Raw genomic sequence first — 23,456 nt, 5'->3', positions numbered from 1 at the left:
GCGGATGCCTCGCACGCCGGCCGTCGCTCATGAGGAACGGTGGCGAGGTCCCGGAAGCTCCCCGAGTTCCTGGGCCCTCAGCACGGCGGAACGACGATTGTTGATCCCGAGTTTGGTGTAGATCCGCTTGGTGTGCGTCCGGACAGTGTTCAGCGACACCACCAAAAGGCGAGCGATCTCCGGGCCGCTCATCTCCGTCGACAGCAGGCGCAGCACCTCCCGCTCACGATCGCTCAGCGGCTCGGCGAGACCGACTCCACTTTCGTCGGGGGTTTCCGTCACGTCGTCGCCTCGGAGCATCGCGAGCAGTCGCGCGGCGTACTCGCGAGCGACGGAGCCCGCCGCGACCGCCGCGAGCAGCGGGCCCATCGGTGCGCCCTCGTCGAGGAATACTCGCGCGTAGCCCTCTTCTTCCGCCAGTTGCAGCGCGTGCTGGAGCGACGCGACGCCTCTCTCCACATCGCCGAGCGCCCGATGAGCGAGCGCCTGCAGGGCGAGGATCTCGATCACGGTGCCGGTTCTCCCCCCTGCGGCGGCGGTCTCGCGCAGACGGGCGAGGAGATCGAGCGCGTCGCGGAGGGACTGCTCGTCCCCGGTCCTCCGGTGCTGCACGAGCAATGCGCGTCCGAGGGTGACGTGTTCGTATTCCCGCAGATAGCTGAGGTCGTCGTCAGTGGAAACCCCGGCGTCCCTAGCCCATGCGAGGGCGTCTCCCGTCCGGCCCTGGTGCAGCCAGAGCCTCGCCCTCGTCGCAGGTACGGGACGGACCAGCGGTGACATGTCGGTCACGAAGAACCGGTCAGCCTCCTCGACCAACTCGACCGCGCCGGCTAGATCACCTCGTGCTTGCCGCAGTTGGGCCATCGCGAGCCGGGATCGATAGCGGTACTTCGGGAGTCCGGCGGCGTCTCCCAAGGCTAGGGCGCTCTCCAGCTGACTGCCGGCGGCATCCAGTTGGCCGCGCTCGCACAGGATCGTGGCGATGCCGACGTGCATGTCGGGAATGCCTCGGCGAACCTCTGAGGTCTGAGCGCGGGCCAGCTGCAGAGCTTCCTCGTAGCTCGACAGGGCGTCGCTCAGTCGGCCCTGGGTGACGCGGATGTCTGCGAGCGTGACCGTGCATCCGAGCACATCCGCGATGTGTCCGGAGCGTCGGAAGCTCGATACCGAGCGTGCGTAGCCCTCGTACGCGCCGTCCAGGTCACCGGTTGCCCACAAGGCAAGCCCCTCGAGCGCTGCCGCAGCGCCGCGGCGGTAGTCGTCGCTCGTGTCCAGGAGGCTGAGGGCGCGCCGGGCATGCCCCACGGTCGCCGTCAGATCGCCCTGTGCCAATGCCAATCCCGAGCGGTAGATCGCGATCGAGCCCGGGAGGCGCCGGAACTCGTCGGCGTCGACGACGAGCGGCCCTGCGGATTCCGCCGCGTCGGCAGTCGTATCGCTCCATCGCTCTGCGTCGCGGAGTCGCTCCTCCACGCCGGTCACCTCGCCCGTGGAGAGCAGGGACCCGGCGTAGCCCAGACTGAGCACCGGGCGTGCGCGGAAGATCTCCGGGGGGAGGGCCTCCATCCAGTCCCGGAGAGCCGCCTCCCTGCGGTCGCGCGCCATGGCCGGCAACGATGTCTCGATGAGTCGGCCCGCCAGATCGGGGTCGGGCGCGGTCAGTGCGTGATGTATGGCGGCGTCCAGCTCGTCGTGCTCGGCGTACCACGCGCTCGCCCTGCGATGGAGGTCGGGGACGTCGTTCGGGCGCTCGTCGGCGAGTCGGGCCTGCAGCACCTCAGCGAACAGGTGGTGGTAGCGGAACCAGCGTCGGCGTTCGTCGAGGGGGATGAGGAACAGGTTCGCTCTGTCGAGCGCCTCGAGCATGGCCTGACCATCCGGGCGTCCGGAGACGGCATCTGCCAGCGCGGCGTTCATGCGGGTGAGGATGGATGTCTGCAGCAGGAAGGAGCGGACCTCGGTCGGCTGGTTCTGCAGGACCTCTTCGGCCAGGTAGTCGACGATGTACCGGTCGTCGCCAGCGAATCCGGCGACGAAATCGGCGAGGTCGTCCCGGCCGCGCATCGACAGAGCAGCGAGCTGCAGCGCGGCGATCCATCCCTCGGTCCGGTCATCCAGCGTCGACACTTCCGGCGCGCTCAGGGGCAATCCCATCGCACTTGTGAGGTATTCGGCTGCCTCATCCGTGCGGAAGCGCAGGTCGGCCGCGCGTACCTCGATCAGTTCACCGCGCGCCCGCAGCCGGGCCAGTGGCAACGGGGGATCAGCCCGGCCCGCGATGACCAGATGGATGTTCGGTGGCATGTTGTCGATGAGGAACGACACTCCGTCGTGAACCTCGCGCGCGTCGATCAGGTGGTAGTCATCGATCACCAGAATGATGTCCTGCTGCAGGTTGCTGAGGTCGTTGAGTAGTCCGGTGAGCCCCGCCGCGGGCGAGGGAAACCCGGCTCCCTCTATCAGCGCCAGAGCCTCGGACCCGACGCCGGGAGCAACGGTCCGCAGGGCCGTGACCGTGTACCGCCAGAACGACGCCGGGTCGTTGTCGCCGACATCGAGTGACAGCCAGGCGACAGCCCGACCGCCGTCGTCGCCACCCGCTCGGTCGGCGGCCCACGCGCCGAGGAGGGTCGACTTGCCGAACCCTGCGGGTGCCGAGACGATCGTGAGGCTGGATTCGATGCAGCGATCCAGCTGGCTCATCAATCGCGGGCGTTCCACCGTCTGCCGACGGACCCGCGGCCGGTAAAGCTTCGTCTCGAGTAACGGCCGCGATCGTAGGACCGAGGGCGCTGGCCCGCGGCCCGACACGGACGGTCCCGCAGGGATGGCGGCGTCTTCCCGTGCCGACCGACCGGTGTGCAGCGCTCGCGCTGCGTGCGCCAGCTCGGCACCCGAGCTCGGCCGGCGCGCCGCGTCCTTCGCCATACACGAGAGCACCAGGTCGCTGATGCGCTGTGGGACGTCCGGCGGCAAGGCCGGGGGAGTGTCGTGCACCTGCGAATGCGCGACGGCTACCGACGACTCCCCGCCGAAAGGGAGCCGCCCTGCCAGCGCTTCGTAGGCGACGACACCCAGGGAGTAGATATCGCTGGCGGCCGTGACGGGGCGACCACTCACCTGCTCCGGCGAGATGTACTGCACGGTGCCCATCACCTGCCCGGCAACCGTGAACGGGGCCTGACCGGTGAGACGGGCGATACCGAAATCCGCGACCTTCACACGATTGTCAGCGGTGATGAGGATGTTGTCCGGCTTGATGTCTCGGTGGACGAGGCCGGCCGCGTGGGCGGAGTCAAGGGCATCGCCCGTCTGCGCCACGATGTCCAGCACGCGGTCGGGTTCGAGGCGGCGGTGGCGTCGGAGGATTGCCGAAAGCGGTTCTCCGCGAATCAACTCCATGACGAGAAACGCGGTGCTCTGATCCTCGCCGTAGTCGTACACCCGAGCGATGCCGTCGTCGTCCACCAGCGCCGCAAGCCTGCCCTCCATGCGGAACCGGTCCATGAAACCGGGTTGCGCCATCAGCTCCGGCTTGAGGATCTTGACGGCGACGGTCCGTCCGATGACGCGGTCGGTCGCCTCCCAGACCTCGCCCATCCCTCCGACCGCGATCCGGCTCGACAGTTCGTAGCGGTCTCCCAGCGCCGTCCCCGCGACGATGTCCATTGATCGGGTCCCCTCACGTCGACCGTCTCCCTCATGATGGCGCATAGCCGGGCACCGGTGACAGGGTGTGCTTTGCCTCTCTCGGCTAGCGCGGCGCTCTGTGGTGCTGGGAAGCGACAAGCACGCTGAGGCACGGCCAGCGGGGCCGGCGTGCGGTGTGCCCTCGTGCCCACATGAGAACAGGCGAGGTGCGGGATCGTGAATACCCCCGGGGGTATGCTACCCTCGAGACAGCGACGACGAAAGGTATAGCTATGTGCAGTCGAGTGGCGTGCAGTGTGTGCGGGAAAGCGACGTGGGCCGGATGCGGCCAGCATGTCGAGGAAGCTCTCGCCGGAGTGCCGGTGGAGCAGCGCTGTGAGGGACACGACGTTGTCGCCGGCTAGCGTTCTCCGGCCCCTGCAGGTCGGCGCGGCCGGCATGCTCGTGGTCCTGGGCATGACCGGGTGCGCTGGCTCTCCCGTCGCCCTCGAGATGGGGCCGGACGCGGTCGTGGTCGACGTTCGCACCCCTGCGGAGTTCGCATCCGGACATCTCGAAGGCGCCGTCAACATCGACCTCCACTCGACAACGTTTGCGGACGAGGTCGCCGAACTCGACGCGGGTATCGACTACGTCGTGTACTGCCAGTCCGGGAGTCGGTCTGCTCAGGCAGCGGCCACGATGGCAGACGCCGACCTGAATGTGGAGGATGCCGGGGCCATCGAGGACGCAGCATCGTCCACCGGCCTGCCGATCGTTCCGTAGTCCGCCTCTCCCACTTCAGAAAAGCCGCGGCGCAGTCCGCATTCTTCAATACCCCGGGGGGTAAAAATCATGACAACCGCCGAGATCACCGACGCCGCTCTGTCCGGCGTGATCGCTGGGAACGACATCGTCTTCCTCGACTTCTGGGCTGAGTGGTGCGGTCCCTGCCGCGCATTTGGGCCCGTCTTCGAGCGTGCGTCGGAAGCGCACCCCGACCTCGTGTTCGGGAAGGTCGATACCGAGGCCGAACCGGGGCTCGCCGCTGCGTTCCAGATTCGTTCGATCCCGACCCTCATGGTCTTCCGTGAGGGGATCCTGATCTTCTCTCAGCCGGGAGCGCTTGCGGCGCCCCAGCTCGACCAGCTCATCGACGCCGTCCGGGCGTTGGACATGGATGTCGTGCGCGCCGAGCTGGCCCGCACGACCGAGAGCGCGGAGGTCGCGCGATGAGGATCGTGATCGTCGGTGGCGTGGCGGGGGGAATGAGCTGCGCGGCCCGCGCCCGGCGCCTCGACGAGTCCGCCGAGATCATCGTGCTCGAACGGGGCGCCCACGTGTCGTTCGCGAACTGCGGACTGCCCTACTTCGTCGGCGGCGAGATCACCGACGAACGCGCACTGCTGGTCCAGACACCCGAGGCGCTGCGCGCCGCGCTCGCGCTCGATGTCCGACCCTGCAATGAGGTCATCGCGGTCCACGCGGACACCCGGACCGTCACCGTCCGCACGGAGGACGGCCTGGAGCAGATCGCCTACGACGCCCTCGTGCTCTCGCCCGGAGCCTCCGCATTCGTCCCACCCATCCCCGGCGTCGACTCACCGCGCGTGCGCACTCTGCGCACCGTCGAGGATGCGATCGCGCTGCGCGAGAAGGTCACGGCCGGCGCCCGTCGGGCGGTGGTCCTCGGGGCAGGATTCATCGGCATCGAAGCCGCGGAAGCGCTCGCAGGGCAAGGGCTCGAGGTCTCGGTGGTCGAGGTCGCGCCGCAGCCCCTCCCGCCGGTGGAACCCGAACTGGCATGGCTGGTCTCCGATGAGCTCCGCGCCCTCGGGATCGACCTGCACGTCGGGGTCGCCGCGACCGCCATCACGCACCATCCGGACGCCGACACCGTCGCCCTCGCCGACGGCACCGAGATCACGGCCGACCTGATCGTCATGTCCGTCGGGGTGCGCCCCGACACGGCCGTCTTCGCAGAAGCCGGCGTCGCCTGCGAGCGCGGCGCGATGATCGTCGACAACCACGGCCGCACCAGCATCCCCGGGATCTGGGCGGTCGGCGACGCCACGCTGAGCGTCGACCCGGTCACCGGCAGCCGACGGCCGGTCGCCCTGGCCGGTCCCGCCAACCGGGCCGGCCGACTCGTCGCTGACGACATCATCAGGCCGGGGAGCGCGCGCGAGATTCCGCAGCCCGTCGGGACAGCCATCGTGCGCGTCGGGTCGCTCACCGCCGCGCTCACCGGCGCGAACCGCGCGACACTCGACTCGTCCGGCACGAGCTACCGCACGCTGCACCTGCACGCGAACCAGCACGCCGGCTACTTCCCGGGAGCCAGTCAGATCCACCTCGTCGTGCACATCGAGCCCGACACCGGCCGGATCCTCGGCGCACAAGCGGTCGGCACCGAGGGCGTGGACAAGCGCATTGACGTTCTCGCCACCGCCATCCGGGCGGGCTTCAGCGTTGATGAGCTCATCGACCTCGACCTGGCGTACTCACCGCCCTACGGGCAGGCGAAGGATGCGGTGAACCTGACCGGCATGGTCGGGGAGAACGTCCTGAACGGCACGCTGAACCTCTGGTACGCGCAGGACCTCGACGAGGTTCTCGACACTGCGCTGATCCTGGACGTGCGCCGCCACGACGAATGGATCACCGGGCACGTGCCCGACGCCCTGCACATCCCGCACACCGAGCTGCGGGGCCGCATCGACGAGGTGCGCGAGCGGGCAGAAGGCCGTGCGGTGCGGGTGATGTGCGCGTCTGGCGTTCGCTCGGCCATCGCCCACCGGGTGCTCGCGCAATCGGGCATGGATTCCGCATCCCTGTCGGGGGGCATGCTCACCCTCCGCGCCACGCTCGGCCCGCGGGCTGCGCACATGCTCGCCAGCGAAGGCGCGGTGCAGGGTGCCTGACGCGCAGAAGCTCATCTCCAACAGGCTGCGCCGCGCGCGCGGCCAGCTGGATGCGGTGATCGCCGCGGTCGATGACTCGGGTTCGTGCCGTGACGTCGTTACGCAGCTCGCCGCCGTCTCGAGTGCGCTCAATCGCGCCGGCTTCGCGATCGTCTCGACGGCGATGAAGGACTGTCTCGCCACGCCAGAAGCGGACCGCCGTGACACGGATCTGACCACCGAAGAGCTCGAGAAGCTCTTCCTCATGCTCGCCTGATCAACCCCTCACGAGGAGAGAGCCCATGTGCTACGCCGTCACCTGCAAGAAGTGTTCGAAGACGACCTGGTCCGGATGCGGCCAGCACGTCGACCAGGTCATGCGCGGTGTGCCGAGATCCCAGCGCTGCGAAGGGCACGCGCACGAGCCGTCCAACGGGTTCTTCGCCCGTCTGTTCGGGCACTGACCCGACGCGACCGGTCAGGTTCAGGCCAGTGTCAGGAAGAGTTTCTCGAGCTCGTCGGGGGTCATCGACTGATCCTCGGGGTCGGCAAGGCACGTGCGCATCGCCGACGCCACGATCGCATAGCCGGCTCGATCGAGCGCCTTGGAGACCGCCGACAGCTGGGTGACGATGTCGCGACATTCAGCCCCGGACTCGACAGCTCGGATGACCGCGCTGAGCTGACCCTCTGCGCGACGCAGACGGTTCACGATCTTGCGCTGCTGGGCCACCAGCGCTTCCCCCGGGTCGACGGTCGAGGCGGGAGCCTTAATGCTGTCCATGCCGGAATCCTCGCTGCATGTCGGTTTCTCTCCCCGCCAGGATACCCGACCGGGTATCCGAAGGGCGCGTGTGGGCGGACGCCTTGCCGGTGAGGGGGCCTCGAGATGCTAGATTCGGCGGCCATCAGCCGCTGGGTGTCCCCCAGGTGTCCCCGAGCACGCCGAGCACGCACACGCGGAGCGATCGAGGAGTGTATATCGAGCGCCGAGTGCGGCAACGATGCGAAGGCTGAGCGCCTGATAAACCCGGCATTCCCCGTCGCAAAGGTGCGACGGGAGCTGGGGAAAGAGTGACCGCTACGTCGCGATTTCACCCTGCTAAGGTGGCGCCTCTTTCGGGTGGCAGGGCCAACTGAATCGGGTCGGGGAGGGCCGCTTAGTCGGTTGCCGAAACGGTGACTGGCGGGAGTTCCCGGCACATTCCCGGCACACGCACTCGAGATCGCCCTCGTTTTCGGGCTTACGCTCGCGGGCGGTCCACGGTCCGCTAGGAAAGGGCGTTCGCAGAAATATTGCGTGACCTGGGAATCAAAGAAACCCCCGGGAGTAGAAGCCTCCCGAGGGTTTCAGTGGCTCCGACGGGCGTCGATCCCGTGACCTCACGATTTTCAGTTAGTTGCGGGGGGCTCGGTGGTCCTCATAAGCCGCGAGATTCCGCGGGTGGAGTCCTTGTTAGTGCTGGTTGGTCGCGGCCGTTTTCGCAGGGTTCCCGGCACATTCCCGTCACAGAAGTTACCCCTCGTGGCGAAACGGGCCGCCCGCTGCGTGCTCAGCGAGGCACCACGCAAGACGGCCGGTTGTGATCGGAGTGTCCGTCGACACGCTGGTCCCAGAACGCGAAAAGCGGAACTCTCTAGGGCGCAACAAGGCCCGCGGGCGCCGGAGCTTGAGACCCAAGTATTAGCGATCACACGTCGCTGCCAAAGAGGGAATCGAGACGGTCCGCACCCCGCCGAGCAGCGTCCGACCGGGCTCGGCTGCATCGCTCGGTCATTTGCAACGTTGAGTGGCCCATGATCGCCTGCACGTCGTTTGCAGCGGCTCCGCCGTCGAAGAGCAATGTGGCGAGCGTGTGGCGAAGGTCGTGCAACCGGTAGTCGTTCCGGTCGAGTTGGACGCGGAGCGCGCAGGATCCTCCCAACAGAGGGACTAGATCTTGCCTCGGAGTCGCATGGAGAGGGCGCCGGCAGAGATCTGAGCAGCCGCTCCCAGCTGCGGCCATGTCCCGAGGTCGACGGCGATCTTGCGGAACGTGATCCCGATGGCGGCCGCCGGGTAGCCGTTGTGATCGAGGGCGGCGACCGCGACGGATGCCAGGTCCGGCGTGATCTCTCCGGTTTCCAGGGCGTATCCCCGTGAGCGGGTCTCGGCGAGGATCTCGTCGAGTTCCCGCAGCGTCGCCGGCCCGCGACCATTGCGCGTGGTGAGGCTAGCGGGATGCGGGTAGAGGGCGCGGACCTGTTCTTTCGGGAGGAGCGCGAGGATCGCTCGTCCGGTTGCGGTGAGGTGAGCCGGCAGGTGCACCCCGATGTCGGTGACGAGAGATGGGGCGCGAGGGGCGGCGTGCTTCACGACGTACTCGATGTCGTCGTTGTGGAGCACGCCGAGGTGGGCGACGACCGGGAGGCCCGTGCGCTTGACGAGCTTCTCCAGCAGCGGCTCGGCGAGGCGGCTCACCTTGCTCGTCCTCAGATAGTTGGAGCCGATTTCCGACATGAGGGGCGACAGCCCGTAGGCGCGGTCCTCGGGGAAGTGGACGAGGAAGCCTTCCTCCTGCATCACCTTGATGAGCTGGTACGTCGTCGACCGGGGGATGCCGAGCTCCCGAACGACCGTCGATGCGCGCACGGGCCCACTCTGACTGGCGACGAACTTCAGGAGCCGGAGCGCGTGCCGTGCGGCCGGGATGTCGGTCATGCGCGAAGTCTACTGTCCGGTATTTCGGACATCCATCTATGGGCCGCACAGCCAGTGGACCTGATGCCGGAATCGCAGGGAAACACCCCGGTAACCCCGTCGGAAGACGTCCGAGATACCGGACGATTCGCGCCGCGGTTCCTTCAGAGGCCGCGAATCCGCTTCCTAGCATTGCCGTCAACTTCCCGAAAACGGATGTCTGGAAGCCGGGTTCCACACCCTTGCCGAACGGCCGCGGCGTACCCGTCCGACCCGAACAATGACGCACCAAGAGAGGCACCACCATGAACACCGCACGCTCTCGTGCTGCCGCACTCGTCGGCATCGCCGCGGCGGCGATCCTCGCCCTCACCGCATGCTCCACCTCCAGCGCCGAGACACCCGTATCCTCCGGCGCTCCCTCAGCGTCGACCGTCGAGGTCTCGACCCCATTCGAGGGGGAATCGCTGACCCTCGCGACCGACGCGAACTACCCGCCCTGTCAGTTCTTCGAAGAGGGTTCGGACGTCATGATCGGTTACGAGGTGGACCTCTGGGACGCCATCGCAGCCAAGCTCGGCGTGAGCCTGCAGGTGGAGAACACCCAGTTCGCCAGCCTGATCCCCGGCGTCCAGAGCGGTCGCTACGACATCGCGATGGAGTGCATCAGTGACAACCCCGAGCGCGAGGAGCAGGTCAGCTTCGTCAACTACATCTTCGACAAGACGGATGTCGTGACGATCGAGTCGTACGACGGCCCCATCACCGAGGGCGACGACCTCAGCCTCTGTGGCGAGACCATGGGCGCGCAGACCGGATTCGACACGATCGACAAGGTCAACGACATCCTCAACCCCGCCTGCGAAGAGGCCGGGCTGGAGCCGGTCGTGATCCAGGAGTACCCGAACGCTGCAGACACATACAACGCGCTCAACTCCGCTCGAGTGGACTTCATGATCCTCGGCACCTCCGCCGCGGCGTACCTCAACCAGACCGCGCCCACTCCGATCAACTACACCGGCATCGAGTCCTTCCCCCAGAAGTACCTCGGCATGGTCATCGCCAAGGACAACACGGAGCTGCAGGAGGCCCTGCTCGCAGGCCTCGAGGCCGTGATCGCCGACGGCACCTACCTCGAGATCCTCGAGAAGTGGGGCATGGAGTCGCTCGCGCTCGAAGAGCCGGGCATCAACCTCGCCACCACGCGCCCGCTCGATTGATCGAGCTGCCGGGGGCCGGCCATCCGGCCCCCGGTACCGCCCTCCCCTCCCACGCTGACAGGAGCACTCATGACCATCACCGACACCGCACCGGACGGCACGGCAGTGCAGTTCGTCTCGCGCAAGCACCCCTGGCGCATCGTCGGCGTGGTCCTGGTACTGCTGGTCGCCGCCGTCGTCGCGGTCATCGTCGTGACCAACGACCGCTTCCAGTGGCCGGTCGTGTTCGGGTATCTCTTCGACCCCAAGATCCTCTCCGGCCTCTGGATGACGATCTTCTTGACCTTCATCGCCATGATCATCGGGCTTCTGCTCGGCGTCGCCATCGCGGTCATGCGGGTGTCCGCGAGCCGCACGCTCCGCTGGTCCAGCGCGATGTACGTCTGGTTCTTCCGCGGCACCCCCGTGCTCGTTCAGCTCGTCTTCTGGTACAACCTCGGATACCTCTTCCCCGACGTCATCATCGGCCTGCCGTGGATGGACCCGTGGTTCTCAGTGGAGACCAACGCACTGATCACACCCCTGCTGGCGGCGATCCTCGGACTGGGGCTCAACGAAGGCGCCTACCTCGCGGAGATCATCCGCGCGGGCATCCTGTCCGTCTCCACAGGACAGCGCGAGGCGGCTACCTCCATCGGGATGACGCGCGCGCAGGCCTTCCACCGCATCATCCTGCCGCAGGCGATGCGAGTGATCATCCCGCCCACTGGCAACGAGACGATCGGGATGCTGAAGTCCACATCGCTGGTGTCGGTCATCGCACTCTCCGACCTGATGTACAGCGCGCAGAGCATCTACTCGCGGACGTTCGAAGTCATCCCGCTTCTGCTCACGGCCTCGATCTGGTACCTCGTCCTGACCTCGCTGCTCAGCGTCGGCCAAGGCCGCATCGAAGCCCACTACGGCCGCGGGGTCGCTGCGGAGGCGGGTCTGAGCGGCCGCAACGGAATGCTGCACATGCTGCGGCGCACGGGAAAGAAGGCCTGACATGCAGACCCTGACCAGCACGTCTGTAGAGGTTCGCGACGTCCGCAAGACCTACCACCACCACGAGGTGCTCAAGGGCGTCTCCCTGACGGTTCCCGCTGGCACGGTCACTTCGATCCTGGGGCCGAGCGGATCGGGCAAGTCGACGCTGCTGCGCTCGATCAACCGCCTCATCCCGATCGATGCAGGCGTGATTCGCGTGGGGAACCAGATCATCGGCTACGAGGAGCGCGGAGGCGTGTATCACGAGCTCTCCGACAAGGACCTCTGCCGCCAGCGTCGGCGCATCGGAATGGTGTTCCAGAGCTTCAACCTCTTCCCGCACAAGACGGTGCTGGCGAATCTCGTCGAAGGCCCGCAGACCGTCCTCCGCCGCCCCCGGCGTGAGACTGAGGAAGAGGCTCGCGAGCTCCTCGCCCTGGTCGGTTTGGCAGAGAAGGCCCTGCAGTACCCGGGACAGCTCTCTGGCGGGCAGCAGCAGCGCGTCGCCATCGCTCGCGCGCTCGCGATGAAACCCGAGCTCATCCTGTTCGACGAACCGACGAGTGCCCTGGACCCCGAGCTGGTGGGTGAGGTTCTGGATGTCATGCGCCGGCTCGCCGACACGACGGACACGACGCTCATCGTCGTCACCCACGAGATCGCGTTCGCTCGTGAGGTCTCAGACCAGGTCGTCTTCATGGCGGACGGTCGCGTGGAGGCCGCCGGTGCCCCGGCGGAGATCCTCGATCCCGACCATTCGCCCCGTATCGGCGCCTTCCTCGCACGAGGCCGGAGTTGAGCGGGCGCCACGTCCTGGTGGCCGGAGCCACGGGAGCCATCGGACGGGTCATCGCGCAGGACCTCGCAGCGCACGGCCATCGTGTGGTGGTGCACTGCCACCGACGTCGCGACCTGGCCGACGGTATCCTCGCGACCCTCTCCGGGACGGGGCATACCGTCATGCCGGTCGATCTCGCTGAGGCGACGGCCGTCGAGGCCGCGGTCCGCCGCCTCGAAAGCGACGGCGGCCCGATCGACGACGTGGTCAACGCGGCATGGCCGACGGTCCCGTCGGCGACCGTGGCGGCCGCCACCCCGGGCGACCTGAGCGCGGCGATGGCAGGTGCGACAGCGCACGCCACGCTGTGCCGTGCGACCCTCCCCTCGCTGCGCCGCTCGAGGGGGGCTCTGGTCTTCCTCGGCGGCGCTCTCGCGACGCGCCTCCATGCGGGGCTCGGGCTCTACGGCGCGGGCAAGGCAGCTGCGACGGTGCTCACCCACGTCCTCGCACTCGAGGAGGGCGCCGCTGGCGTGCGGGCGAACGTGATCAGCCTCGGGCGCGTCGCCACCGAGCCGGAGGCGGACCTCGCCGAGACGGACCCGGTCTTCGCGTCGCTTGATGAGATCGGCGACCTGCGGCGTGTTCTGCCGCTGCCGACACCTGCCGACGTCGCCGCCCTCGTGAGGTGGCTGCTCAGCTCCGAGTCGGCGGCTGTGACCGGACAGACCCTCACGCTCGCGGGAGGTGAACGCGTGTGACGCGCTTCGCGGGGAGAGTCGTGCTCATCACGGGAGCGGCCGAGCGCGCGGGAGCCCAGATCGCCCTCGCCTTCGCGCGGGACGGTGCGACCGTCTACATCAACCACTTCGGCCAGACGGTTCAGGCTGAGGAGACCGTGAGGCGGGCGGTCGCGGAGGCTCTTCCCGGCGGGCTGCGTGCGGTGGAGGCGGATGTGACCGACCCCGCCGCCGTGCGCGCGATGGTCGACGGAATCGTTGCCGAGTCGGGACGCGTGGATGTGCTCATCCACAACGCGAGCTCATTCCGTCCGCGGCCGTTCGCGGACCTCACGCCGGCCGAGGTGGACGCGTCGCTAGGTGTGAACCTCCGGGGTCCTCTGTTCCTCTCTCAGGCGGTAGGCGAGGTCATGCGCAGGCAGGGCACGGGCCGCATCCTCGCCATCCTCGGCAACTCGCTGTCGGAGGCCTGGCCGGATCTCATCCCGCACATCGTGGGCAAGAGCGCTCTGGGCAGGCTGATGGAGCAGCTCGCGGTCGCCTACAGCCCTGCCGTCCAGTGCAACAGTGTCGCGCCCACGCAGTTCTACCGCTCCGACGACGGAGCCAACGATGCGCTGCGCGTCGCCCGCGGCGAGGCGCCTGCGGCCGCCGGGACGACGCTCGTGAAGGGCGTCGCCGTCCGGGAGGCGCAGCTGACGGACGTCGTGGACGTCCTCATGTTCCTCGCGGACGGCCCCGACTCCGTCAGCGGTGTCACGATCCGCCTGGACGGAGGACGCGTGCACATCTGATTCTCCGCCCGAATTCTCAACCCGAAACGAAAGGACACCCATGTCTCTTGTAGACGACGTCATCGCCGAGCTCGACGCAGAACGCGAGCGCATCTGGCTCACCCTCCCCGAGGACGTGCGCGACCTCGGCAACGGCATCATCCCCCGTCTCACCGGGCCTAAGAAGCAGTACTTCACATCCCTCCTCTACGCGGAGGGCGAGGCGCGCACCCTCGCGGACGAGATTCTCTGGGGCTTCATCGAGGTCAGCCATGACCCCGAGACCGATCTCGCCACGATGAAGAAGCTCGTCACGCAGATCATCGACTACAAGGCGGACTTCTTCGACTTCGTCGGCCTGCCGCTGACCTGCAAATGGATCCACCGCTACGCGGAGGGCGCCCGCGCGGCCGAGACGCTCGAAGAGTTCGCGGCGGTCACCGGTGCAGCGCTGTCCTACACGAATCGCGTCCACATGTGGATCCAGAGCGTGTTCCCGTGGGGCATCGCGACAGCCTTCCCCCGCGCCGATGCCAAGCAGACCGCCTGAGACCGCCCCGACCACCGAAGGACAACCAGTCATGATCATCGATTTCATCGTCGACGAGAAGTACATCTGCGGCATCCGCATCTTCGAAGACCTCGTACCCAAGACCGCGGAGGAGTTCCGCCGCCGGCTGCCGCTGCGCACGAAGCTCCAGCACGCGACGCTCGTGGGCGACCAACTGTTCGCAGTCCTCCCGCTCGTCATCCCGATGGAGAACTACATCCTCACCCAGGACCTCGGGGACATGCGCCGCAAGGAGAAGGGCACGGTCGCGGGGACCGTCGTCTTCTACAGCCCCCGACAGGTGTTCGGCGTGACCTACAGCGACGACCTCGCCGTGGAGCCTCTCGGCAACAGCTTCATCGGAGAGGTGATCGACGGCCTCACCGAGCTCGCTCTGGTCGGTGAAGAGACGTGGCGCAAGCAGGACAAGTTCGTCGAGCTGCGCATCCGCGAAGAGGCCTGACCACCCCGCCCCGCCCCCGGTCGGAGCCCGCAGCGGCGTCGACCGGTGGACGAGTGCGCCCTCCGTACCCCCGACCACGCAACAGAAAGGAACGTCATGAGCATCGTCACCGACGTCATCGCGGAGCTGAACGCCGAGCGCCAGAAGATCTGGCTGGAGTGCCCCCAGGAGATCGTCAACATGGGCAAGGGGATCATCCCGCGCCGCACGGGCACGCACGGGCAGTACCTGTCCACTCTCATGTTCGCCGAGAGTGAGGCGCGCACGCTGTCCGACGAGGTGCTTTGGGGGATCATCGAGGCCAGCGAGACGCGCACCCTCGACCTCGTGACCCTGCAGGTCCTCGTCAGCCAGATCGTCGGATACAAGGCCGCCTTTTTCGACTTCGTCGGCATGCCCGAGGCCGGGGGCTTCGTGGCCCGCTACGTCGAGGCGACCCAGGCCGCCGTCTCGCTCGACGAGTTCCTCGCGGTCACGCGCGCGGCGATCAGCTACGTCAACAAGGTCCACATGTGGGTCGACGCCGTCTTCCCCTGGGGCGTCACCAACGGCTTCAAGCGCGTCGACGCCTGATCCCCACGAAACGAGAAGGAGAACCAATCATGAAACTCATCATGTCCATCGACGGTGAGAAGGTCTGCACGATCCAGGTGTTCGATGACCTCGTCCCCGGCATCGTGGCAGCACTGAAGGAGAACCTCCCGCAGAAGAGCATCCTGCAGCACGGAAAGATCATCGGCGAAATGGTCTTCTGGACGATGCCGATCGTTGCCCCGTGGGAGAACGTCTACCTCACCGAGGAAGTCGGTGCCATGCGCCGGGCTGAGAAGGGGTACGCCCGCGGATCGGTCTGTTGGTACAACCCGCGTCAGCAGTTCTGCGTCGTGTACGGCGACGACCTGGCCGACGAGCCACTGAAGATCAGCTACATCGGCGAGGTCGTCGAGGGCGAGCTCGAGCTCGCCCTCGCCGGCATGAAGAACTGGCTGCAGCAGGGCCAGGTCGTCGAACTCGCCATCGCCGCCTGACCCCTCCCAGCCCCCCGGTGGTGACGTGTGTCCGCCGTCGCCACCGGGGATCGTCCCCGTCCGCTCCCGCTCAGATTGGCCCCCCGTGACCACCGCCCTCCTGCCCCGCGCCGCCGCGCAGCGCACCGAAGTCCTCGTCGGCACCGGTGCTCTGTCGTTCGACGACGTCGTCGCCGTTGCTCGTGACGACGCCCGCGTCTCCCTCGACCCCGCGGCGGTGACAGCCATGACCCGCAGCGCTGCCGTGATCGCCGACCTCGCCTCCGACACGCGTCCGCATTACGGCGTCTCGACGGGATTCGGCGCGCTCGCGACGAAGCAGATCCCCGTGGAGCTGCGCGCGCAGCTCCAGCGATCCCTCGTGCGAAGCCACGCGGCCGGCACCGGCCCCGAAGTGGAACGCGAGGTCGTGCGCGCCCTCATGTTGCTCCGACTCTCTACCCTGGCCACAGGTCGCACCGGCGTGCGTGCATCCGTCGCCGACACCTATGCCGCGGTCCTGAACGCCGGCATCACTCCGATCGTGGGCGAGTACGGAAGCCTCGGCTGCTCCGGAGATCTGGCGCCGCTCGCGCACTGCGCGCTCGCCCTCCTCGGCGAGGGCGACGTTCGCGACGCGTCCGGGGTCCTTGTCCCTGCCTCTGAGGCACTCTCAGCTGCCGGAATCGAACCCGTGATCCTCACGGAGAAGGAAGGACTCTCTCTCATCAACGGCACCGACGGGATGCTGGGAATGCTGGTCCTCGCGCTCACCGATCTGCGTCGGCTGATCACGACGGCTGACCTTGCCGCAGCGATGAGCGTCGAAGGGCTCCGCGGCACGGACGCCGTCTTCGCGGCGGACCTGCAGGAGCTGCGCCCCCACCCGGGCCAGCGCGACTCTGCAGCGAACATGCGTGCCGTCCTCGCCGGCTCCGGACTGCTGCCTTCCGGTGTCGGATTCACCCGCGTGCAGGACGCCTACTCCCTGCGCTGCGCACCGCAGGTCCACGGCGGGGTGCGGGACACGATCGCTCACGCTGCTCTGGTCGCCGAGCGCGAGCTGGCGTCGGCGGTCGACAATCCGGCGGTCACCGCCGACGGACGCGTCGAGTCCAACGGCAACTTCCACGGCGCCCCGGTCGCCTATGCCCTGGACTTCCTCGCGATCGTCTCCGCCGATCTCGCGAGCATGAGCGAGCGCCGCACCGACCGCTTCCTCGACGTGTCCCGCAACCACGGACTCAACGCCTTCCTCGCCGACGATCCCGGCGTCGACTCCGGCCACATGATCGCCCAGTACACGCAGGCGGGAATCGTCAGCGAGCTGAAACGGCTCGGTGCCCCGGCATCCGTCGACTCGATCCCGTCGTCGGCTATGCAGGAGGACCACGTCTCGATGGGATGGGCGGCCGCACGGAAGCTGCGGCGCTCGGTCGATGGCCTGGCCCGCGTACTCGCCGTAGAGATCCTCACGGCGGCGCGCGCCATCGACATGAGGAGTCCGCTCCAACCCTCGCCGGTGACAGCCGCGGTCGTCGCCGCGCTGCGCGCGAGCGTGCCGGGTCCTGGCACTGACCGTTACCTCGCCCCCGAGATCGCCGCATCCCACGCGATGGTCATGGACGGCTCACTGCTCGAAGCGGCGCGCGCCGCAGGAGGAGAGCTCGTATGACGACCGGATCGCGCCCCGTGCGGGCCCACCGCGGGTCGAAGCTTCACACACTCGGCTGGTCGCAGGAGGCCGCCCTGCGGATGCTGCAGAACAACCTCGATCCGGAGGTCGCTGAGCACCCCGACGATCTCGTTGTGTACGGCGGGACCGGCCGCGCAGCGCGAGACTGGGCAAGCTTCGATGCCATCGTGCGGACTCTTACGACCCTTCGCGGTGATGAGACCCTGCTCGTCCAGTCGGGGAAACCCGTCGGCGTGCTGCAGACACACGAGTGGGCTCCTCGCGTCCTCCTCGCCAACTCCAACTTGGTTGGGGACTGGGCGAATTGGGACGAGTTCCGTCGACTTGAACAGCTCGGGCTCACGATGTACGGCCAGATGACCGCCGGCTCGTGGATCTACATCGGCACGCAGGGCATCCTGCAGGGCACCTACGAGACGTTCGCCGCCGTCGCTGCAAAGCGTTTCGGCGGGACTCTCGCCGGCACCATCACGCTCACCGGCGGCCTCGGGGGGATGGGCGGTGCTCAGCCCTTGGCCGTCACCATGAACGACGGTGTCGCGATCTGCGTCGACGTCGATCCGTCACGGATCGCCCGACGGATCGAGCACGGGTACCTCGATGTGGAGGCGACGTCGATCGCGCACGCCCTTGAGCTCGCGACTTCGGCGCGCGACGCCCGCCGTCCGCTCAGTATCGGCCTGCTGGGCAACGCCGCCAAGGTCTTCCCAGACATGCTGGCCATGGCTGCCGAGATCGACATCGTCACAGATCAGACCAGCGCGCACGACCCGCTCGCGTACCTGCCGATCGGGGTCGCGTTCGACGATTGGCAGTCCGCGCGTCTCTCAGACCCGGCCGGCTTCGTTGCCGCGGCTCGCGACTCGATGGCCGCCCAGGTGCAGGCAATGGTCGGGTTCCAGCAAGTGGGGGCGGAGGTCTTCGACTACGGCAACAACATCCGCACGGAGGCGAAGGCCGCGGGATTCGCCGATGCCTTCGCGTTCCCCGGGTTCGTTCCCGCCTACATCCGGCCTCTTTTCGCCGAAGGAAAGGGTCCATTCCGCTGGGCGGCGCTCAGCGGCGACCCGCAGGACATCGCGGCGACCGACCGTGCCGTGCTCGAGCTCTTCCCCGAGAACCGATCTCTCGCGAAGTGGATCCGGATGGCCGGACAACGTGTCCGCTTCCAGGGGCTTCCGGCACGCATTTGCTGGCTCGGGTACGGGGAGCGGGACCGTGCAGGGCTCCGGTTCAACGAACTCGTGGCCTCCGGCGAGGTGTCGGCGCCGCTCGCGATCGGCCGTGACCATCTGGATGCCGGCTCCGTCGCCTCGCCCTATCGGGAGACCGAGGCGATGAAGGACGGATCGGATGCGATAGCCGACTGGCCGCTGCTGAACGCCCTCGTGAACACCGCCTCGGGGGCCTCGTGGGTCTCGATCCACCATGGCGGCGGCGTCGGCATCGGGCGATCGATCCACGCCGGACAGGTCACCGTGGCAGACGGCTCCGCGCTCGCCGCGGAGAAGCTCGCACGCGTCTTGACGAACGACCCCGGCATGGGGGTGCTGCGCCATGTCGACGCGGGCTACGCCGAGGCTGAGTCGGTCGCTGCCCAGCGCGGCGTCCGCATCCCGATGACGGAGTCCTGATGTCCGTCGTCGGCGGACTGCTGGGCGAGCTGACCGATGTCGGCGTCAGCGCTTCCGGGCGCGGGTACGACCGACAGTCCTGGACGGCGGCCGACCTCGAGTGCCGACAATGGTTCCTTCAATGCGCAGATGCGCTCGACCTCGACGTCGAGACCGATCGCAACGGAAACCTCTGGGCGTGGTGGCGACCGGACCTGCCGGGCACCGCGTTCGTTATGGGATCGCACCTCGACAGTGTCCCCGACGGGGGCGCGTACGACGGGCCGCTCGGCGTGGCCTCGGCCTTCACCGCCATCGCGACCCTCCGGCGCGACGATTTCGTCCCGACCCGGCCGATGGCAGTCGTGGCGTTCGCTGACGAGGAGGGAGCCCGGTTCGGAGTCGCTTGTGTCGGGTCGCGACTCATGGTCGGCGCGTTGTCATCCGAGCGCGCACTCGGCCTCAAGGACAGCGACGGCGGCTCGCTGGCCGACGCCATGACGCGTGCCGGGCAGCCCGTCCGGCATGTCGGCCACGACGCGGAGCGGGTCGCGCGGATCGGCGAGTTCGTCGAGTTGCACATCGAGCAGGGTCATCTTCCAGCGCGCGACGGGCGTGCGGGGCTCATCGCCGCGGATGCGCCGGTCGGAGTAGGTGCCGGGATCTGGCCGCACGGGCGCTGGCGTGTCGACTTTCCCGGACAGCAGAACCACGCCGGGACGACGCCGCTCGCCGCTCGCCGGGACCCGATGATCGGGCTCGCGCACGTCGTTCTCGCGGTGCGCCGGGCGGCGCAGACATACGGCGCGCTCGCGACAGTCGGAAAGGTGCGGGTCGTCCCTGGAGCGGTGAACTCCATCCCCGGATCGGCCTCGCTGTGGATCGATGCGCGCGCGGCGGATGAGCGCGCCGTTCGCCGGGTGCTCGCCGACGTTCGACGTGTGACGGGCTTCTCGCCGACGGAGGAATCATGGACGGCCGATACGGCCTTCGACCCCGGCCTGACAGCCGCCGTCGCCGCACACCTCGGAGATGTCCCGGTGCTGCCCTCCGGCGCCGGGCACGATGCCGGCGTCCTGGCGCTCGCCGGGATCCCGACGACCATGCTCCTCGTCCGGAACCCGACCGGCATCTCGCACGCGCCGGAGGAGAGGGCGGACGACGCCGACTGTGAGCACGGCGTTGCCGCCCTTGTCGCCACCATCCGGGCGCGGGTGCGGTGATGACCGTCTTCTGGTGCGAGCGAGCGATCGTCGACGGAAGAGTGGAGGACGCCGTCCGGATCTCTGTCGTCGATGGCGTGATCCACTCTGTCGACGTCCGCGCTGCGGCCTCGGGGACCGACGAGATCCTTCCCGGCCTGATTCTGGCCGGGCTGGCCAACGCGCACTCCCATGCGTTCCACCGTGCGCTCCGCGGCCGCACCCACGGCGACGGTGGCACATTCTGGACGTGGCGAACGGCGATGTACGACGTCGCGACGCGGCTGAGCCCTGACTCCTACCGCCGCCTCGCGACCGCCGTGTTCGCGGAGATGGTGCTCGCGGGATTCACGCTGGTGGGCGAGTTCCACTACATCCATGGCCGGCCCGATGGCACTCCGTATGGTGATGCCGCAATGGAACGGGCCATCCTGGCGGCGGCGGCGGACGCAGGAATCCGACTGACGCTGCTCGACACGCTCTATCTCCGGGGCGGGCTCGCAGAAGACGGGTCCGCGCTGCCGCTCGCAACCGACCAACGCCGGTTCAGTGACGGGTCGGTGGAGGCGTGGGGTCGGCGGCGCGCACTCGTCTCGTCGACGGCGACGGCGATCGTGGGCGCAGCCGTGCACTCGGTCCGCGCGGTCGCACCCGCCGACCTCCGCGAGTTCCGCGAGAGAACGAGGGGACTGCCCGTCCACGCGCACGTCTCCGAACAGCCCGCCGAGAATGCACAGGTGCTCGCCGAGACCGGTCGCACCCCGATGCGCGTGCTGGCCGATGCGGACCTCATCGACCCGTCCTTCACCGCGGTGCACGCGACGCATGTGAGCGCGGAGGACATCGATGCTCTCGCCCGGCCCGCCGCATTCGCGTGCTTCTGTCCCACGACCGAGCGCGACCTCGCTGACGGGATCGGCCCTGCGCGACGACTGGCTGACGCCGGCGTGCGACTCACTCTGGGCTCGGACCAGCACGTCGCTCTGGACCCGTTTGAGGAGGCGCGCGGGATCGAGATGAACGAGCGTCTCGCAAGCGGTCAGCGCGGCCGCTTCGACCCCGCCGAGCTTCTCGTCATGGCGGGCCAGGACGGATATCGCTCCCTCGGATGGACCGGCGGCCGACTGGTCGTCGGCTCCGTCTGCGATCTCGTCGCCGTCGACCCGGGCAGCCCCCGCACGGCAGGCTCCCGATCCGATCAGGTGTGGCTCTCCGCCTCCGCGTCGGACGTGACCGATGTCGTTGTGCACGGTCGTCGTGTCGTCACCGCCCGCAAGCACCGTCTCGGTGACGTCGGAACGCTTCTGGCGGAGGCGATCGCGGAGGTCTGGGCATGAGCATCCTCATTGACCAGATCGGCCTTCTCGTCACCAACGATCCGAATGTCGGGCCCGGGACTGCGGAGCTTGCGAATCAGGCCGTCGTCGTCGACCGCGGCGTGATCGCGTGGGTCGGCGACGCGCGGGCCGCTCCCGCTGCTGACCAGAAAATCGACGCGCGAGGTGGCTGTGTCATCCCCGGCTTCGTCGACAGCCACTCACACGTGATGTTCGCGGGGGACCGGGCGGTGGAGTTCGAGCACCGCATGCGCGGCGAGCAGTACAGTGCCGGCGGCATCCGCAGTACGGTGACGGCGACCCGCGCGGCGGCAGACCGCACCCTCCGTGACAATGCAGCCCGGCTCGTCGCTGAGATGCGCGCCCAAGGCACGACGACCGTCGAGATCAAGAGCGGTTACGGCCTGACGGTCGCCGACGAGGCGCGCGCTCTCCGCATCGCCCGCGAGTTCACCCCGGAGACGACGTTCCTCGGGGCGCACGTCCCGCCACCGGAGTACGCCGGTGACGTCGCCGGCTATGTCGACCTCGTCCGTGGCCCCATGCTGGACGCGGCGGCTGCCTACGCGCGCTGGATCGACGCATTCTGCGAGGACGGCGCGTTCGACGTCGATCAGGCGCGCGCGGTGATCACCGCGGGTCAACAGCGTGGCCTCGGCGCTCGGCTGCACGCAGGACAGCTCGGACCTTCTGGGGGAGTCGCGCTCGCCGTCGAGCTCGATGCTGCGGCTGTCGACCATTGCACATTCCTCACAGAGCGCGACATCGCCGCGCTTGCGTCATCGACCACCGTGGCGACGCTGCTCCCCGGCGCGGAGTTCTCTACGCGTCAGCCCTATCCCGACGTGTTGCGATTGCTTGATGCAGGCGTGACGGTCGCTCTCGCGACCGACTGCAACCCGGGCTCCAGCTACACCTCATCGATGCCGCTGTGCATCGCGCTCGCCGTTCGCGAAATGAGGATGACGCCGGCGCAGGCGCTGTGGTCCGCGACGGCCGGCGGCGCGCGAGCGCTGCGGCGCCGCGACCTCGGCGTCGTGATGCTCGGGGCCGCCGCGGACCTTGTGATCCTGGGCGCTCCGTCCTACGTGCATCTGGCCTATCGACCGGGGGTGCCCCTCGTCGACCGCGTCCTCGCGTCGACGGGGACTCAGACGGTCGTTATCGACCGGGCGCGGGCCGATTCAGGGGCATGAAAAAGGCCCTCCTCCAGTAGAAGCCTGAAGAAGGGCCAGTGGCTCCGACGGGCGTCGAGTCCGGTTGCATCTGCCGACCCGTTGCTCTTTCAATCAGGCGACAGCCACGATCGGGGCCTTCCGCGGTTGCTGACTGGACGACCAGGGGGCCAACACGACGTGGGAAAGAATCGGGAAGAGTTAAGTGGCGGTGAACAGAGATGACCCTCGCCGCACCGGTCGTCGAACGGCGGAATGACGCGGCGACCGCCCCTTGAGCGGACTGAGCGAACGCCCGGTCGATGAGTGCAAATCTCACCGCAGGTAGAGGGATGTCGCTCGTTGTCGCCCTCGTGCGGGATGTGTGCACTCATGTGTGCACCTGCCACTCGGAACCGCGGAATCACGGCATTCATGAGCCGCACCGCTTGGTCTACGGATCAGAAGGTTGGGAGTTCGAGTCTCTTCGGGCGCACACTGTGTTGAGACAGTAACGATCGAAAACCCGCGGAAACCCGCGGGTTTTCGTGGTTTCTGGGGTGCGGGCGCTGTCTGATTCGGCCTGGTCAGCGTCTGACTCGCCTCCTCGGCGACGTCGAGTGATTCCCGCGTGGATCCGCGGCCTTTCGTCGCCAGCGCCTGTCTACCAAAGTCCGATCAGAGCGGATGTGTGCACCGGCATGTGTGCACCTATGTGTGCACTGAAGCGTCGTGATCGGC

23 protein-coding genes are annotated in these 23,456 nt (G+C 68.0%); 19 read left to right on the top strand and 4 right to left on the bottom strand.

The window, feature by feature from the left end; genetic code table 11:
- Positions 1 to 27: 27 nt before the first annotated feature.
- The gene (locus QZL85_RS15180) at positions 28 to 3,669 is read right to left on the bottom strand and encodes a serine/threonine-protein kinase (protein WP_366208648.1); all 3,642 of its coding nucleotides are present in this window, start codon (positions 3,667 to 3,669) and stop codon (positions 28 to 30) included.
- Positions 3,670 to 3,984: 315 nt separating this feature from the next.
- Between QZL85_RS15180 and QZL85_RS15175 the strand changes: the two genes are divergently transcribed.
- From QZL85_RS15175 to QZL85_RS05870, 5 genes are all read left to right on the top strand, one after another.
- A complete protein-coding gene (locus QZL85_RS15175; protein ID WP_366208647.1) occupies positions 3,985 to 4,416 on the top strand; it encodes a rhodanese-like domain-containing protein in 432 nt (143 codons plus the stop codon).
- Between the two features lie 69 nt (positions 4,417 to 4,485).
- Positions 4,486 to 4,866 carry a co-chaperone YbbN gene (locus QZL85_RS05885; protein ID WP_295574829.1) on the top strand — a complete coding sequence of 127 codons (381 nt, stop codon included), beginning with the start codon at positions 4,486 to 4,488 and terminating at the stop codon, positions 4,864 to 4,866.
- Positions 4,863 to 6,554, top strand: a complete 1,692-nt coding sequence (locus tag QZL85_RS05880; RefSeq protein WP_295574825.1) for an FAD-dependent oxidoreductase — start codon at positions 4,863 to 4,865, stop codon at positions 6,552 to 6,554. The genes QZL85_RS05885 and QZL85_RS05880 overlap by 4 nt, the downstream gene beginning before the upstream one ends.
- Positions 6,547 to 6,810 carry a metal-sensitive transcriptional regulator gene (locus QZL85_RS05875; protein ID WP_295574822.1) on the top strand — a complete coding sequence of 88 codons (264 nt, stop codon included), beginning with the start codon at positions 6,547 to 6,549 and terminating at the stop codon, positions 6,808 to 6,810. Before QZL85_RS05880 ends, QZL85_RS05875 begins: the two co-directional genes overlap by 8 nt.
- A 25-nt stretch (positions 6,811 to 6,835) precedes the next feature.
- Positions 6,836 to 6,997 carry a hypothetical protein gene (locus QZL85_RS05870; protein ID WP_295574819.1) on the top strand — a complete coding sequence of 54 codons (162 nt, stop codon included), beginning with the start codon at positions 6,836 to 6,838 and terminating at the stop codon, positions 6,995 to 6,997.
- A gap of 20 nt (positions 6,998 to 7,017) precedes the next feature.
- Here QZL85_RS05870 and QZL85_RS05865 read toward each other — a convergent pair whose 3' ends face one another.
- The 3 genes from QZL85_RS05865 to QZL85_RS05860 all read right to left on the bottom strand — a co-directional run bounded on the left by QZL85_RS05865 (position 7,018) and on the right by QZL85_RS05860 (position 9,234).
- Positions 7,018 to 7,317 (bottom strand): metal-sensitive transcriptional regulator, encoded by a 300-nt coding sequence (locus tag QZL85_RS05865; protein WP_295574816.1) that lies wholly within the window; start codon positions 7,315 to 7,317, stop codon positions 7,018 to 7,020.
- Positions 7,318 to 8,224: 907 nt separating this feature from the next.
- Entirely contained in the window at positions 8,225 to 8,539 is a 315-nt protein-coding gene (locus tag QZL85_RS15170; protein ID WP_366208646.1) for a tyrosine-type recombinase/integrase, read from the bottom strand.
- Entirely contained in the window at positions 8,467 to 9,234 is a 768-nt protein-coding gene (locus tag QZL85_RS05860; RefSeq protein WP_295574813.1) for an IclR family transcriptional regulator, read from the bottom strand. The genes QZL85_RS15170 and QZL85_RS05860 overlap by 73 nt, the downstream gene beginning before the upstream one ends.
- A gap of 284 nt (positions 9,235 to 9,518) precedes the next feature.
- Here QZL85_RS05860 and QZL85_RS05855 point away from each other — a divergent pair, with 284 nt between their 5' ends.
- The 14 genes from QZL85_RS05855 (at position 9,519) to hutI (ending at position 22,757) form a co-directional block, all read left to right on the top strand.
- Positions 9,519 to 10,433, top strand: a complete 915-nt coding sequence (locus tag QZL85_RS05855) for an ABC transporter substrate-binding protein (protein WP_295574810.1) — start codon at positions 9,519 to 9,521, stop codon at positions 10,431 to 10,433.
- A 69-nt stretch (positions 10,434 to 10,502) separates the two neighbouring features.
- Complete coding sequence (locus QZL85_RS05850; protein WP_295574808.1) at positions 10,503 to 11,420, top strand: amino acid ABC transporter permease; 918 nt, start codon at positions 10,503 to 10,505, stop codon at positions 11,418 to 11,420.
- A 10-nt stretch (positions 11,421 to 11,430) separates the two neighbouring features.
- On the top strand, positions 11,431 to 12,201 hold the full coding sequence (locus tag QZL85_RS05845; RefSeq protein ID WP_295575644.1) for an amino acid ABC transporter ATP-binding protein: 771 nt from the start codon (positions 11,431 to 11,433) through the stop codon (positions 12,199 to 12,201).
- On the top strand, positions 12,198 to 12,941 hold the full coding sequence (locus QZL85_RS05840; RefSeq protein ID WP_295574806.1) for an SDR family NAD(P)-dependent oxidoreductase: 744 nt from the start codon (positions 12,198 to 12,200) through the stop codon (positions 12,939 to 12,941). The genes QZL85_RS05845 and QZL85_RS05840 overlap by 4 nt, the downstream gene beginning before the upstream one ends.
- Positions 12,938 to 13,714, top strand: a complete 777-nt coding sequence (locus QZL85_RS05835) for an SDR family NAD(P)-dependent oxidoreductase (protein ID WP_295574804.1) — start codon at positions 12,938 to 12,940, stop codon at positions 13,712 to 13,714. The genes QZL85_RS05840 and QZL85_RS05835 overlap by 4 nt, the downstream gene beginning before the upstream one ends.
- A gap of 40 nt (positions 13,715 to 13,754) precedes the next feature.
- A complete protein-coding gene (locus QZL85_RS05830) occupies positions 13,755 to 14,243 on the top strand; it encodes a hypothetical protein (RefSeq protein WP_295574803.1) in 489 nt (162 codons plus the stop codon).
- Between the two features lie 31 nt (positions 14,244 to 14,274).
- Positions 14,275 to 14,706 (top strand): DUF3830 family protein, encoded by a 432-nt coding sequence (locus QZL85_RS05825; RefSeq protein WP_295574801.1) that lies wholly within the window; start codon positions 14,275 to 14,277, stop codon positions 14,704 to 14,706.
- A gap of 96 nt (positions 14,707 to 14,802) precedes the next feature.
- Complete coding sequence (locus QZL85_RS05820; protein WP_295574798.1) at positions 14,803 to 15,279, top strand: hypothetical protein; 477 nt, start codon at positions 14,803 to 14,805, stop codon at positions 15,277 to 15,279.
- A 29-nt stretch (positions 15,280 to 15,308) separates the two neighbouring features.
- Positions 15,309 to 15,734, top strand: coding sequence for a hypothetical protein (locus tag QZL85_RS05815; RefSeq protein ID WP_295574796.1), 426 nt, complete (start codon positions 15,309 to 15,311; stop codon positions 15,732 to 15,734).
- Between the two features lie 85 nt (positions 15,735 to 15,819).
- A complete protein-coding gene (gene hutH, locus QZL85_RS05810) occupies positions 15,820 to 17,388 on the top strand; it encodes a histidine ammonia-lyase (protein ID WP_295574793.1) in 1,569 nt (522 codons plus the stop codon).
- Entirely contained in the window at positions 17,385 to 19,043 is a 1,659-nt protein-coding gene (hutU, locus tag QZL85_RS05805) for a urocanate hydratase (RefSeq protein ID WP_295574792.1), read from the top strand. Before hutH ends, hutU begins: the two co-directional genes overlap by 4 nt.
- Complete coding sequence (locus tag QZL85_RS05800) at positions 19,043 to 20,245, top strand: allantoate amidohydrolase (protein ID WP_295574790.1); 1,203 nt, start codon at positions 19,043 to 19,045, stop codon at positions 20,243 to 20,245. Before hutU ends, QZL85_RS05800 begins: the two co-directional genes overlap by 1 nt.
- Positions 20,245 to 21,561: a formimidoylglutamate deiminase gene (locus tag QZL85_RS05795; protein WP_295574788.1), complete on the top strand. Its 1,317-nt coding sequence runs from the start codon at positions 20,245 to 20,247 to the stop codon at positions 21,559 to 21,561. Before QZL85_RS05800 ends, QZL85_RS05795 begins: the two co-directional genes overlap by 1 nt.
- Entirely contained in the window at positions 21,558 to 22,757 is a 1,200-nt protein-coding gene (gene hutI, locus QZL85_RS05790; RefSeq protein WP_295574786.1) for an imidazolonepropionase, read from the top strand. The genes QZL85_RS05795 and hutI overlap by 4 nt, the downstream gene beginning before the upstream one ends.
- Positions 22,758 to 23,456: the final 699 nt, after the last annotated feature.

Origin of the sequence: uncultured Microbacterium sp., from assembly GCF_900078385.1 — a bacterium.
In the GTDB taxonomy this organism is placed as follows: domain Bacteria; phylum Actinomycetota; class Actinomycetes; order Actinomycetales; family Microbacteriaceae; genus Microbacterium.
The sequence above is the reverse complement of the archived record's forward strand: the minus strand, read 5'-3'. Positions and strand labels throughout refer to the sequence as shown.

Excerpts from the sequence above, each read along its gene's own strand:
- QZL85_RS05885 (WP_295574829.1), top strand. The coding sequence starts at position 4,486 with ATGACAACCGCCGAGATCACCGACGCCGCTCTGTCCGGCGTGATCGCT.
- QZL85_RS05795 (WP_295574788.1), top strand. The coding sequence starts at position 20,245 with ATGACCGTCTTCTGGTGCGAGCGAGCGATCGTCGACGGAAGAGTGGAG.
- QZL85_RS05800 (WP_295574790.1), top strand. The coding sequence starts at position 19,043 with ATGTCCGTCGTCGGCGGACTGCTGGGCGAGCTGACCGATGTCGGCGTC.
- QZL85_RS15175 (WP_366208647.1), top strand. The coding sequence starts at position 3,985 with ATGTCGAGGAAGCTCTCGCCGGAGTGCCGGTGGAGCAGCGCTGTGAGG.
- QZL85_RS05815 (WP_295574796.1), top strand. The coding sequence starts at position 15,309 with ATGAAACTCATCATGTCCATCGACGGTGAGAAGGTCTGCACGATCCAG.
- QZL85_RS05880 (WP_295574825.1), top strand. The coding sequence starts at position 4,863 with ATGAGGATCGTGATCGTCGGTGGCGTGGCGGGGGGAATGAGCTGCGCG.
- QZL85_RS05850 (WP_295574808.1), top strand. The coding sequence starts at position 10,503 with ATGACCATCACCGACACCGCACCGGACGGCACGGCAGTGCAGTTCGTC.
- hutU (WP_295574792.1), top strand. The coding sequence starts at position 17,385 with ATGACGACCGGATCGCGCCCCGTGCGGGCCCACCGCGGGTCGAAGCTT.
- QZL85_RS05855 (WP_295574810.1), top strand. The coding sequence starts at position 9,519 with ATGAACACCGCACGCTCTCGTGCTGCCGCACTCGTCGGCATCGCCGCG.
- QZL85_RS15180 (WP_366208648.1), bottom strand. The coding sequence starts at position 3,669 with ATGGACATCGTCGCGGGGACGGCGCTGGGAGACCGCTACGAACTGTCG.
- QZL85_RS05825 (WP_295574801.1), top strand. The coding sequence starts at position 14,275 with ATGATCATCGATTTCATCGTCGACGAGAAGTACATCTGCGGCATCCGC.
- QZL85_RS05865 (WP_295574816.1), bottom strand. The coding sequence starts at position 7,317 with ATGGACAGCATTAAGGCTCCCGCCTCGACCGTCGACCCGGGGGAAGCG.
- QZL85_RS05860 (WP_295574813.1), bottom strand. The coding sequence starts at position 9,234 with ATGACCGACATCCCGGCCGCACGGCACGCGCTCCGGCTCCTGAAGTTC.
- QZL85_RS05870 (WP_295574819.1), top strand. The coding sequence starts at position 6,836 with ATGTGCTACGCCGTCACCTGCAAGAAGTGTTCGAAGACGACCTGGTCC.
- QZL85_RS05820 (WP_295574798.1), top strand. The coding sequence starts at position 14,803 with ATGAGCATCGTCACCGACGTCATCGCGGAGCTGAACGCCGAGCGCCAG.
- QZL85_RS05830 (WP_295574803.1), top strand. The coding sequence starts at position 13,755 with ATGTCTCTTGTAGACGACGTCATCGCCGAGCTCGACGCAGAACGCGAG.
- QZL85_RS15170 (WP_366208646.1), bottom strand. The coding sequence starts at position 8,539 with ATGGCCGCAGCTGGGAGCGGCTGCTCAGATCTCTGCCGGCGCCCTCTC.
- hutI (WP_295574786.1), top strand. The coding sequence starts at position 21,558 with ATGAGCATCCTCATTGACCAGATCGGCCTTCTCGTCACCAACGATCCG.